General features: G+C 62.9%; 3 protein-coding genes. All 3 read left to right on the top strand.

Annotated features, from left to right (window positions below; translation table 11 throughout):
• Window positions 1–14 precede the first annotated feature (14 nt).
• The 3 genes from LQG66_RS33675 to LQG66_RS33665 are packed head-to-tail and all read left to right on the top strand — an operon-like array spanning window position 15 to window position 13,967.
• Window positions 15–2,627: a non-ribosomal peptide synthetase gene (locus LQG66_RS33675; protein WP_231320100.1), complete on the top strand. Its 2,613-nt coding sequence runs from the start codon at window positions 15–17 to the stop codon at window positions 2,625–2,627.
• Window positions 2,620–6,987 carry a type I polyketide synthase gene (locus tag LQG66_RS33670; protein WP_231320099.1) on the top strand — a complete coding sequence of 1,456 codons (4,368 nt, stop codon included), beginning with the start codon at window positions 2,620–2,622 and terminating at the stop codon, window positions 6,985–6,987. Before LQG66_RS33675 ends, LQG66_RS33670 begins: the two co-directional genes overlap by 8 nt.
• Window positions 6,984–13,967: a type I polyketide synthase gene (locus LQG66_RS33665; RefSeq protein ID WP_231320098.1), complete on the top strand. Its 6,984-nt coding sequence runs from the start codon at window positions 6,984–6,986 to the stop codon at window positions 13,965–13,967. The genes LQG66_RS33670 and LQG66_RS33665 overlap by 4 nt, the downstream gene beginning before the upstream one ends.

The raw sequence follows: 13,967 nt of genomic DNA, 5'->3' as shown, positions 1-13,967 counted from the left end.
GCAAGGACGACATCATGACTGCGATCCACCGCCGTAAGTCCGAGCACGAATACTGGAACGCGTTGCTGGAACGTCATCCCGAACGTCCGGGCTTCATACGCGATCGCATCAAGCGCACAGCTTCACCGGACTGGCGCGACTTCGCTTTCGAGCTCAGCGGGCACGCGACCCGGGTCGGCGGCGGATCGGAGCAAAGGCTGCTGGCGGTTCTGGCGTCCGCGACGGCTGCATTTGTGCATCGATGCAGCGAAGCGGTTCACTTCACCATCGGCGTTCGCGTGCCAAGAGAGAATGACGAACATGTCTCTGGCAACACCGTTGTGCCGCTTGGAATCGCTATTGCAGATGACGAGTCGTTCAAGACGCTCACCTATAAGGTTCGCGCCTGGCTCGATGACGCGCTGTCCCATGCCAGCGTCCCAATGGGTGCCTGGGCAACGATGCGGTCACAAACCGATGGCCAGCTGTTCGACGTCGCGATATCCATGGCGAACGGCCGCGAAGACTCCGGCCGGGATCTGGCGGGAGCGAGCACGAATTTCTTGTTCCTGCGCGACGGCGATCTGCTCGGCTGCAAGCTGCGATATGACGCGAACGCCTTTCTGGCGGGCGGCGTCGCGCTGCACGCCCGCCGTTTCGCGGTCTTTCTTGACCGGCTGTGTGCATCACCGTTCGATTCGATCTCGGCGATCGACCTCTTCCTTCCTGGCGAACGCGAGTGCTGGGAGCGGCTCAACGATACCGCCGCTCGGTTTCCGCAAGACTGCACGATCGATGAAATCTTTCGCGAACAAGCGGCACGGACTCCCCAACGCGTGGCTGTATGGTTTGAAGACCGTCATCTGACATATAGCGAACTCGATCGGCAGAGCAATCAGATCGCCCATGCGTTGCGCGCACGCGGCGCGGGACCGGAAATGGTGGTGGCCGTTACCGCACGCCGCTCTCTGCAAACCATCCCGGCGCTGCTTGGCGTTCTGAAGGCCGGCGCCGCCTACCTTCCTATCGACCCTCACGAGCCTGCGGCTCGGCAGCGCTTCAAACTGCAGCACAGCGACGTCCGGCTCGTCCTTGATGATTTGTCGGGTGAGCCGCTGCATTGCGACGGTCTCGACCGGATCAATCTTGCCGATCCGCGGCTCTATCAGGGGCCCGATCAGCATCTGGATACGCTGACGCACCCAGCGAACTTGGCTTATGTGCTGTACACGTCGGGCTCGACGGGGAAGCCGAAAGGCGTCGCCGTTCCTCATCGCGGCGTCGTAAATCGACTTCACTGGGGGCAGCAGCGCTACGCGCTGACGCCGAACGATGTGCTGCTACAGAAGACCTCGCTGCTTTTCGATGTTTCGCTGTACGAGCTGTTCTGGTGGGCCTGGGCCGGCGCATCGGTCCGCATGCTGCCGCCCGATGCCGAGCGTGACCCGCGCGTGTTGGCCGAGACACTGCGTTCAACGGGCGTCACCGTGGTTCACTTTGTGCCTTCGATGCTGCCGGCCTATCTCGACGCGCTGCGCCAGGCACCGACGGGTCTGGTTCCCCCGCAATTGCGACTGGTGCTCACCAGCGGGGAAGCGCTGCAGCAAGATCAGGTCCGCGAATTTCTGCGCCTGCTCCGCAGTGCCGGGAATTCCGCCCCGATCGTCAACCTCTACGGTCCGACCGAAGCATCCATCGAGGTGTCGTCATTTGAATGCGCGGACGAGGATGTGCCCGACCGCATTCCCATCGGCCGGCCGATCTCAAACGTCCGCCTTTACGTCTTCGACAAGAACCTGACGCTCTGCCCTCCCCTGATCCCCGGCGAGCTCTACCTCGGCGGCGAGTGCGTGACCCGTGGCTATGTCAACGATCCCGCGTCCACTGCCGCCGCGTTTGTCCCGAACCCGCTGGACGGCGAGCGCGTGTACCGGACCGGTGATCAGGCGCGGCTGTTGCCATCGGGTGAAATCGAGTTTCTCGGTCGACGAGACCACCAGCTGAAGATTCGTGGACTTCGTGTCGAGACGGGCGAAATCGAACATCGCTTGCGTGAACATCCGGGCATCGCCGCGGCGGTGGTTTGTCCCGAGCAGCGAAGAGGCGAGACGATATTGCAGGCCTATGTGGTGACGGGGGGCCAGCCCGATCTGACGGAGCAGACCTTGCGGACATGGCTTGCCAACAGTCTCCCGGACTACATGATTCCGAGCTCATTTTCGGTGCTGCCCACGCTGCCTCTGCTCTCAAGCGGCAAGGTGGATCGCAAGGCGCTCGCGGAGCGTGCCAAGCCGCTGTCGCGCGCAGTGAGCCATGTGGCGCCAAGGGACCGCACGGAGGCTGAAGTCGCGGCGATCTGGTGCCGCACCCTCCAGGTCGAGCAAGTCGGTATTGACGATCCGTTTTTCGAAATCGGCGGAAGTTCGCTGAGCGTTCTGACGATACTGGCCGGCCTGATACAGACATTCGGCCACGACATTCCGCTGGCGGCGCTGTTCGAACATACCACCGTGCGCAAGCAAGCACGCTGGCTCGATGGCGAATTTGCCGCGACCGAAGTCCTCGCGACCATCGACAGCCGCGCTGACGAAGCGGCAAGTATAGTCACGGAAAGTCTCAAGGCGTTCGAGGCAGGCAGCGATGTCTGAATCCACAGGTCTTGAAATCGCTGTGATCGGCTATGCCTGCCGGTTTCCCGGCGCCCCCGATGCCGCCGCGTTTTGGCACAATCTCGTCGATGCCATCTGCTCCGTCAAACACTTCAGCGAACGCGAGTTGCTGGACGCCGGCGTCGCAGAAGCGGCCCTGAACGACCGGAATTACGTCCGAGCGCGTGGCGTCATTGAGCAGGCCGAAGCGTTTGATGCAGCTTTCTTCGGCTACTCCCCTCGTCAGGCGCAATTGATGGATCCGCAATTTCGTCTTCTTCACGAGTGCGCCTGGACGTGTCTCGAACACAGCGGCATCGATCCCATCACCACGGACCAGTCCATCGGTCTTTATGCCGGTGCGGCCGACAACACCTGGTGGAACGCCTTATCCCTGCTGAACCGCTACGGCAATGAAGCCGAGCAGTTCGCGGGCGAGCAACTTTGCAACCGGGACTTTCTATGCACCCTGGTCGCGCACAAACTGAATCTGAAGGGCCCGGCCGTGGTGATCCAGAGCGCCTGCTCCACGTCGTTGCTGGCGGTCCACACGGCTTGCCATGCCCTGCTCACCGGCGACTGCCGGATCGCGCTCGCTGGTGGTGTCGCCCTCGGCTATCCGTTCAACCGCGGCTACCGGTACGAAGAGGGAATGATCTTCTCCGCCGATGGCAAATGTCGTCCTTTCGACTCCAAGGCCAATGGCACGGTGCCCGGCGAGGGCGTTGGACTGGTCGCACTCAAGCCCTTGAAAAAAGCCATCGCTGATAGCGATTGCATCCACGCGGTAATCCGGGCAACAGCAAGCAACAACGACGGCAGTCGGAAAGTCGCCTACACTGCACCAAGTGTGGAAGCCCAAGCAGAGGTGATCCGGACTGCTCTCCGGCTCGCACGCGTGCCCGCCGAGACGATCGGTTATCTGGAGGCCCACGGCACCGGCACGCCGCTCGGCGATCCCGTGGAGATTGCTGCACTGGCCAGAGCGTTTGACAGCAGCCGGCTGGGCTTCTGCCGGATTGGCTCGGTCAAATCCAACATCGGACACCTTGATACAGCCGCCGGCATCGCTGGCCTGCTCAAGACGGTGCTGGCGCTGGAATTCGGGCACATTCCCAAATCCCTGCATTTCCGCTCTCCCAATTCCGCAGCCGGTCTGAGCGAAACGCCGTTTCGCGTTGCTGCGGACGGCATGGAATGGCCGGCCTTGCAAGGCTCTCCTCGCCGGGCTGGAGTGAGCTCGTTCGGAATCGGCGGCACCAACGTCCATGCGATTCTCGAGGAGGCGCCTCCGACCGAGCCGCGAGATGACATCTCGCGGCAACAAATGCTGGTTTTTTCGGCGAAGTCGGCTCCGGCCCTTGATCGTCTGACAGTGCGGATTGCAGCCGCCCTGCGAGATCGGCCGGAGCTCTCCTGCGCCGACGTTGCCTACACGCTGCAGACCGGTCGGGCCGGATTCGAGTATCGAGCGACCGTCGTCGCATCCGGCTTGGACCAGGTTGCCGACGCACTGGAAGGCCGAGCGGCGCCGCTCATGACCCGAGGCCGGGCACCGAAGACCGCACCCGATCTGGTTTTCATGTTTCCCGGCCAGGGCAGCCAATATCTGGAGATGGGCGCCGGGCTCTATGACGAAGCGCCGATATTTCGGGAGCACATCGACCACTGCTTCGACGTGCTGGCGCCATACGCTCCGACCGGGCTGTCGTGGCAGGGTTTTATAGCTCCTCCAGCGTCCATGCGCCGGGAGTATGAAGCCGCACTTCGCCGCACCGAAGTGGTGCAGCCACTGCTCTTTGCTATCGAGTATGCAATGGCGCAATTGGCGCTTTCGTGGGGGCTCAAGCCGATCGCGATGATTGGCCACAGCCTGGGCGAATACACCGCAGCATGCCTGGCCGGCGTCTTCACCGTCGATCAGACGCTTGACCTGCTGGCATATCGCGGACGTCTGATGGGCGAGCTGCCTTCGGGATCGATGCTCTCCACCAACGCTCCTCTCACCGTGCTGTTGCCTTTGTTAGATGGCGTGTCGATCGCAGCGATCAACGGCGCGGATCAGCATGTCGTCAGCGGCCCGCCATCCGCAATTGCCGGTCTCGAAGCCGGGTTGAAACAGCGCGGCTTCCATGCGGTGCCGCTCGATGTCTCCCATGCATTCCACTCCGGCATGATGGATCCGATCCTCGATCGATTGGCGACCCGGATCGCCGAACTAGGTCCCAGGCCGCCTCGTATCCCGTTCATCTCGTGCCTCAGCGGAAGCTGGATTACCGCTGAGGAAGCCACCGATCCGCGTTACTGGGCAAGTCAGCTGAGGCAGACCGTCAACTTTGCCGGCGGGCTTGACACCATCCGCAGCAGCCACAACCCGGCATTGCTCGAGATCGGCCCCGGCGGCGCGCTCAGCGCGCTGGCGCGCCGGCGCTTCTCCTCCACGTTGCCGATTCAGCCGACGATCCGGCATCGCGATCACGCCATTGCCGACCGTGCCTTTTTGCTCGAGGCGGCCGCAACGCTGTGGCGTCACGGCGTCTGCCTCGACTGGCGTGGACTGCATGGCAGTCCGCGCCGAAAAGTCGGACTGCCCGGGTATCCGTTCGAGCGAACCATTCATACGCTCAAGGGCGATCCGGAGCGGCTTCTTTCGGGAACGCCATCCTCCCAAGCGGGTCGCGAAGCGGACGTGCACCTCTACGGCCTCTCCTGGCGTCGGATCTGGCCCGCCATCGCTGGAACTGCTTCGCTTGGAACACCGTCGCAGTGGGCAATCATCACCCGCGACGACAAATTCGGACGAGAGATCGCCGGATTGCTCGGGCAATCCGGGCACCGTCCCGTGGTGCTCGATCCTGATAGTCCTGTAACCGAACTCCATCTCGAATCGCACCATATCCTCTTCCTCGCCCCGGACATCGATGCGTTGGCCGAGAATACGATCTCGCTCGGCTTGCTACCTCTGATCAGACTGTTGAGGGCCCTCGATAAGCACGGATGGGCACGCGGCGGCCGCTTCACCGTGGTGACCCGCAGTGCGTTTGCAGTTTCCGGCACCGAACGGTGCGAACCGGCGTGGGCGCTGTTGACCGGCGTTTGCCAGACCGCCGCGGCCGAATTTCCACAATGGCGATGCCATTCGATCGATGTGGACCAGGCCGACCTTGGGCAAAGCACCGCCAACCTGATATTGCAGATCTGCACTCGCGAAGATCCGCCGGCGCGAGCCGCTTGCCGGGGCGGACTGATTTGGGAGCCGACGCAGGAGCGTCTGCCGCCAGTGTCCAACGGGCCGTCTCCGCTGCGCAGCGGGGGCATTTATCTGATAACCGGCGGGCTCGGTGGGATCGGGCTGACCTTGGCGCTGAGCCTCGCCCGCGATTTCAAGGCCGGCGTGGCGCTGGTGAGCCTCAGCGGCCTGCGCGACGGCTGCGACGATGCCCGGCTCGGCTCGTGGGAAGGCGGTCCGAAGCCGCTCATCATGGCGGCGGACGTTGCCGAACCGGATCAGATGCGGGACGTATTCCAGCGCGCCCGGCAACATTTCGGGAAACTGGACGGCGTCATCCATGCCGCGGGGACCGCCAGCGGACGGTTGCTCAGGGAGCAGAGCGACGCAGAAGTCCGAGCAGCGCTGCGCGCCAAGGTCGATGGCACGCTCGTCGTCGAACAGTTGCTTGATGACTACGAATTCTTCGCCCTGATGTCTTCCGTGGACGCCTGGATCCCGGGCCCCGGACAAGCTGCCTACGCCGCCGCAAACGCATTCCTCGACTCGTTCGCGGCGCACCGGCGCAGCCTTGGAAAGCCTGTGTTCAGCATCAACTGGGATACGTGGCGCGAAGTCGGCATGGCCGAACGCTTCGCGCAAGGCACGGGTATTCCACTCGACCACGGGCTCTCCCCGTCCCAAGGCTACGATGCCTTCCGCCGCGCCCTGCAGTCGGGCAATCCCAATATTCTGGTCTCCGTGGGAGATTGGGAGCGGCGCGCCACGCGGCGCTTGGTTGATGTCCGAGCGACGCCCATCGCTGCGGCAGTCGGCGGCGCCGCCGAGGTCTCGCAGCAGATTCGGGATATCTGGAAATCGCTGTTCGGCGTCGATGACGTGGATACGAACCAGAACTTCTTCGAACTCGGCGCGACGTCTTTCGACATTGTGCAGCTTACGGGAAGACTCCAGATGGCCTTGAGCCGCGAAATCGCGCCGACCATGCTGTACAATCATCCGACGATCAATGCGCTGGCTCGCCATCTGGCTGAAAGCAATAGCGCTCGGCCCGGTTCTACCAGCGCCGATTCCGGCAGGCGCGGCCGAAATCTGCTGACACAGCGCGCCCGGATCGAGATGACGCCATGAGCGAGACCAGCCAAACCGGTCTTGAGATCGCCGTCATCGGCTTGGCGTGCCGCTTTCCAGGCGCGGCGGATTGGCGCGAGCTGTGGCGCAATCTCACCGAGGGCAAAGAGAGCATTCGTTTCTACACGGACCAGGAACTGGTCGCGGAAGGCGTCCCACAGGAGCTGATCGCAAACCCGCATTATGTGAAGGCCAAGCCTTGGCTAGACGATGCTGACGGCTTTGACGGCGACTTCTTCGGTTATCATCCCCGCGAAGCACGCCTGCTCGATCCGCAAATACGCGCGCTGCACGAATGTGCGTGGACAGCGCTCGAAGATGCCGGCTGCGATCCACTCGAATCGCAGCGGTCGATCGCGCTGTTCGCCGGCGTCTCAAGTAATCTCTCGTGGATCACCAGCCATGTGAAGCCGGAGGACGATCCGCTGGAAAGGCGCTTCGTTGCCGAGCTGAACGCCGCCTCCTTCGCGACGACGATTGCCTACAAGCTGAACCTCCGCGGCCCGGCGGTGTCGGTGCAGACGGCGTGCTCCACTTCGCTGGTGGCTATCCATCTCGCCGTTCAATGCCTGCTGAGCGGAGAAGCGGAAATCGCACTTGCGGGCGGCGCCAGCATCGAGCTTCCCAAGCGACCCGGATATCTTTTCCGGGAAGGCCACATCAACTCGCCAGATGGCCACTGCCGCGCGTTCGACAAGGATGCCGGCGGCACTATCTTCGGAGACGGCGTCGGGCTGGTGGTGCTGAAGCGGCTCGCCGACGCGATTCGCGAGCGCGACAACATCTATGCGGTGGTGAAGGGAACCGCGGTCAATAATGATGGGTCCCGGAAGGTTTCCTACAACGCGCCCGCCAGTCGCGGCCAGGCGGATGCAGTGGCGGCCGCGCTGACTGCAGCTGAGGTGGAGGCGCAGAGTATTTCCTACGTGGAGGCCCACGGAACGGCGACGCCGGTGGGCGACCCGATCGAGGTGGAGGCGCTGAAGCGGGCTTTCGCGACGGAAAAACGCGGCTTTTGCGCGCTGGGGTCGATCAAGACCAACATCGGTCATCTGGATGCGGCAGCCGGGGTAGCCGGGTTCATCAAGACGGCGCTGGCGCTCCATCATCGCGTGCTACCGCGCACGCTCAACTTTCGTGAGCCCAATCCGGCGATCGATTTCGCCCTCAGTCCGTTCTACGTGAAAACCGATACCTCTATCTGGGACGGACCGCGGCCCCTGCGGGCTGGCGTGAGTTCGTTTGGCATCGGAGGCACCAATGCGCATGCGGTGCTGGAGGAGGCTCCCGCAACAGCGCCTTTGCGGCCGGATCCTCCGCCGCAATTGCTGGTGCTTTCGGCCCGCACGCCCGCGGCGCTCGCAAAGCAATCGCAGAACCTTGCGCTGTTCCTTCGCGCGCATCCCGATCTCGACCTTGCAGACACGGCTTGGACGCTGCAAACCGGCCGGGCCTCGTTGCCATTTCGGCGCACATTCGTCGCACGAAGCGTCGCGGAGGCTGCAGACCAAGCGGCGGACACAGCTGCGGCCGAACCACAGCTGGCCCTGGACGGAGCGCCCGCAGTTCATCTTTTTATGCCGGACCGGGTCGAGGTCCCCGCGCGCTGGCGCCTCTATGAGGATCTCGCCGTGTTCCGGGATGCCGCCGACGCGTGCTGCGAACAGATTGCCGCCAAGGACGGCGGCGTTGACGCAGCCCAATTGGCGAGGCTCGCCGTCAACCCGGATGCGGAACGTCACGACTGGACACCCGGCCTCGAGTTCGTGTTTCAATACGCGCTCGCGATGACACTTAAAGGCCTGGGATTGTACCCGGCCGCGACGATCGGCGAAGGGATCGGCACCCATGTGGCCAACGCGGTTGTCGCCACGGTGTCGCTGCAACAGGCTTTTCGATCGCTGCTTCGCAACGAGCGTGGCATCGACGCTCCCGCAATGCCGGATCGACCGGCGCGCGCGGCCAATGTCATCATCCTTCGCGTAGCAAGAGTCGCATCGAAACCAAACGTCGGGGAAATGTCCCTGCTCGGGCTGACCGACAATCCAACTGCAGACCTGCTCTCGTGCCTGGGCCAGCTCTGGTCGCACGGCGTGCCCCCGCGATGGGAATCATTGCATAGTGGCTTTGCACCGCGTCGCGTGTCGTTGCCCGGCTATCCGTTCGAGCGACACACCGTGGCGCGACATACGCCCGATTCCCCAGCGCTCACGATCGCAACGGCTCAGGCTCCCGTTCGTCCGTTTGAAGGCGAACTCGCTACGCTGGTCGCCACGGCCATCAAAGGCTATTTCGGCTTCGAGCATCTCAACGCTGGCGACAATTTCTTCGATCTGGGTGCTTCGTCACTCGATCTCGTGAACCTGAGCGCAAAATTATCGGAGACGCTCGGCAGGGACGTCGCGACGCAGATGCTTCTTGCCTATCCCAACGCGGCTGCGCTGACGGACTTCCTCAGTGGGCGATCACCGGCGGCTGATATCAGGTCCGCCCCCATCGGCGTTCGCCCCGTTGCGAGTCCGCGGATCGACAATGCGATTGCCATCGTCGGCATGGCCTTTCGTGGCCCCGGAGCGGCCGACATCGACCAGTTCTGGGAGAACCTGGCAGGCGGCGTTGAGTCCATCCGCTTCTACAGCGATGATGAGCTTCGGGTGGCAGGCGTGCCGGAGCAACATCTCGCCTCACCGAACTATGTGCGCGCCAAAGGCGAATTGGCGGGCATTGAGGAGTTCGAACCTGAGTTCTTCAACTATTCCGGCCGCGAAGCGGAACTGATGGATCCCCAGTTCAGGATCTTTCACGAATGCGCCTGGCAGGCATTGGAGCACGCAGGATACGATCCCGAGCGCTATGCGGGGTCGATCGGCCTCTACGCTGGCGTGACCGCCAACCTGCCATGGCTGACGCGAATTCTCCCGGATCTATCCGAAGCCGAGCAGTTCGGTGCGCTGTTGCTCAATGACCGCGAGTTCTTCGCGCCGCTATTTTCCTATCGCGCCGACCTGCGCGGACCCGCCATCTCGATGCAGACGGCCTGCTCCACATCCCTGGTCAACATCAATCTGGCGTGCAGGGAATTGCTGTCGGGCGCTTGCGACATGGCGCTCGCCGGCGGCGTTACGATTACGATCGATCGCGCCGGCTATTTCTTCCAGGAAGGAAGCATCAATTCCGCCGACGGTCACACCCGCGCCTTTGACGCGAGCTCCACCGGCACCGTGTTCGGCGATGGCGCCGGCATGGTGGTGCTCAAACGGCTTGCCGACGCGCAGCGTGACGGAGACACTGTCCATGCGTTGATCAGGGGCGTCGGCATCAACAATGACGGACATCGAAAAGTGGGCTTCACCGCGCCAAGCCTAGACGGACAGGCAGCCGCGATCGGCATGGCGCTGAAGGCGGCCAATGTGCCGGTGGAAAGCATCGGATATGTCGAGGCGCACGGCACCGGGACGCGGATGGGAGATCCGATCGAGCTGGACGCACTGCATCGTGCGTTTTCCGTGGCGGCTGCATCGCTGCTGCCCGCGGGGTTCTGTTCGATCGGCTCGGTCAAGTCCAATGTCGGTCATCTGAACGCCGCAGCAGGCGTGGCCGGCCTGATCAAGACCACACTGGCTCTGAAACACCGCCAGCTTCCACCCACGCTGTTCTTTGACGCGCCGAATCCAGCCATCGATTTCGCCAACGGTCCGTTCCGCGCGAACACCACATTGACTGATTGGGTTGCGCCGCAAGGACATCCGCGCAGGGCGGGCGTCAGTTCCTTCGGCATTGGCGGCACCAATGCCCATGCGATTCTCGAAGAAGCTCCCGAGACTGGCCCCGCGGCTCCCGGCCGCGCCAACCAGCTTCTTGTGCTGTCGGCGCGCACCCGAGAGGCCCTCCGCACCAAGAGTCTGCAGTTGTCGAGCCATCTGCAGCGCCATCCGGAGCAGGATCTGGCCGATGTGAGCTTCACGCTCGCGAACGGACGTCGCCAGATGGCGCACCGGCGTACGATCTGTTGCCGCGATTCCACCGAAGCCGCGAACATGCTGGCCGGTGATGCTGGCCGATGGCACGTGGCCGATTGGGAACGCCCGCGATGTGTGTTGTTATTCCCCGGTCAAGGCTCGCAATATCCGGGCATGGCGCGAGAGCTCTATCAACAGGAGCCGGCTTTCAGGGCGCAGCTGGATCGATGCTTCGACGTGCTGCGACCTCAGCTTCCCGTCGATCCCAAATCTATTCTGTTCGAAACGAGCCAGGCAATTCATCAGACCGAATACACTCAACCACTGCTGTTTTCGGTCTCCTGGGCTTTGGCCCGGACCCTGCAGGAATGGAATATCCATGCTGACGGCATGATCGGCCACAGCGTCGGCGAGTACGTGGCTGCCTGTCTGGCAGGCTTGTTCGGCCTGGAAGACGCACTGACTTTGGTTGCCACACGCGGCCGCCTGATGGCCAGCCTGCCCGCAGGCGAGATGGTGAGCGTGCCTCTTGAAGAGCACATGGTGACCGCACGGCTAAATGCGGAGCTGGCCGTGGCCGCGGTCAACACCGACCGGTCGTGCGTGGTGTCGGGACCGGCTGCAGCCATCCAGTCGCTCTGTGACGAACTGGAGAAAGACGGTGTGGTGGCCACCAGATTGAAAACGTCCCATGCGTTTCACTCGCCGATGATGGAGCCGATCCTCGCGGATTTCGAAGCGGTGTGCAAACGCATGCAATTCCTCGAGCCGGCAAGCGGCTGGATTTCCAATCTCGACGGCAGGCCGATCGATCGCAACGTTGTGAACACGCCGCAATACTGGGTGAAGCACCTGCGCCGCGCGGTGCGCTTCGCAGAGGGGCTCACGCCGCTGCTTGAACAGCCCGAGACAGTATTTGTCGAGGTGGGACCTGGAAGAACGCTGGGGTCATTCGTGCGCAGACACCGCGCCTATCAGCAGCAGCCGGTATTCAATCTGATGCGCCATTCCGAGGAGCGTACGCCAGAGCAGGCGCAGCTTCTTGGAGCGCTCGGCGCCTTATGGGGGCATGGATTGCCGGTCGATTGGGCTCGCTTCTCGGCTCATGAGTCACGGCGGCGTGTCCCCTTGCCGAGCTATCCGTTCGAACGGCGGCGCATCTGGCCCGATAGCCGCCCGGTGCTCAAAGCGAAGCCGACAACCGCTCCCGAAGCGCGCCATTCCGACGTTGATCGCTGGTTCTATCTTCCCGGCTGGAAGCGGGCGATGGCGATGCCTGCGCCCGCGGACTCGCCGTCGACCATCCTGATTCTTGCCGACGATTCCGAGCTCGGCAAAATGCTCGCAAAGGAAATCGCAAGCCGCGGCGGCCGGACCGTCATGGTAACCGCCGGGGAGCATTATCGCCGCTCGTCCGAAGGCACAGTCACCATCGATCCCAGCCGCGCCGCGCATTTTGAGCAACTGGCGGATGAGATCAAGAAGGCGGGCACCATGCCCAGCCACGTGGTCAACCTGCTTCCGCTGCATCAGAACCGTGGATCGCCCGACGCCTATTACAGCCTGATGTTCGCCGGGCACGCGCTGGCTCATGCCGAACCGGCCGCGAAAATCACCATCACCACCGTGACCCGCGGCATCTTTGACGTCACCGCAGCCGAGGGACTTTCGCCATATCAGGCCATGCTGCTGGGGCCTGCCCGGGTACTCCCGCAGGAATACAGGAACTTGCGCTGCAGACTTGTGGACGCAGGCGACGCGCGTGCCGGCCGCGATTTCATCGTGCGGCTGCTGTCCGAGATGGACTGCGATGATGGCGACGTTGCCTGGCGGGGACCACATCGCTGGATCCGCAGCTATGAGCAGATTGAACCTGGATCAGTTGCACGCTCCGCCGTGCACTTCCGGGAGGGCGCAACATATATGATCCTGGGCGGACTCGGCGATATTGGCCGCCAACTGGCACTGTTTCTTGCGCGCAAGTATAAGGCACGGCTGGCCGTCACCGCCAGGTCGGCCGAAGGCATCAGCCGTCGCTCGCAGGTCGTGAAGGAGCTGGAGGCTCTTGGCAGCGAGGTCTTGCCGCTGGTCGCGGACCTCTCGAATCGCGATCAGCTGGAACAGGCGATGACGCAAGTGGTCGCCCGCTTCGGTGGAGTCGACGGGGTCATTCACTCTGCCGGACTTCCGGGAAGCTTCCATACGATCGATGAGCTGGTGCGTGTGCGCAACGAGGAGCAGTTCGCCGCCAAGGTACATGGTCTCGAGAATCTTCGAAGCGTCCTCAAAAGTCACCCTCCAGAATTCTGTCTGCTGTTCTCTTCGCTGTCCACGGTTCTCGGCGGCCTCGGTTACGGGTCTTATACCGCGGTCAACGCGTTCATGGATGTATTTGCGCAGGCGCAAAGTCGAAGCGGCTTGTTTCCCTGGTACAGCATCGACTGGGACGCCTGGCGGTTTGAGGAATTGGATTCGCCGGTCGGACAGGAATTGGCAAGACTTGCCATCGTTCCGGACGATGCCGGCCGTGTCTTCGAATCCCTGCTGCAGCGGCTGCCGTCGCAGCTGGTTGTTTCCACCGCCGACCTTCAGACCCGTATCGACCGCTGGGTCACGACCATTGGCAATGACGCTGGCGCGGCGCCCAAGAATACGCAGCCACGGCCACAACTGAGGCAGCTGTTCTGTCCACCGACCAGTCCGATGGAGCGCCAACTCCAAGGTATCGTGGCCGAATATTGTCGCCTGGAGCAGGTCGGCATCGACGACAACTTCTTCGAACTAGGCTTGTCTTCGCTCGACCTGATCCAGCTAAGCTCCCGGATTGTTAGATCGGTCCGGCACGAGCTTTCGGTCGTAAAGCTGTTTGCCTATCCTTCCATCCGTCAATTGGCGCAATTCCTTGGCGCCTCCGCTGTGGCGGAAGCGCAGATCGAGCCGGAACAGGAAGTCGCGTCCGGGCGGCAGTACGCACTGCTCGCCAGCCGCCGCCGTCTGCTCGACATTGAAGACGAGGTATGA

This window comes from Bradyrhizobium ontarionense (genome assembly GCF_021088345.1).
GTDB lineage: Bacteria > Pseudomonadota > Alphaproteobacteria > Rhizobiales > Xanthobacteraceae > Bradyrhizobium > Bradyrhizobium ontarionense.
Note: the sequence above shows the minus strand (reverse complement) of the source record. Positions and strands in the feature narration are given on the sequence as shown.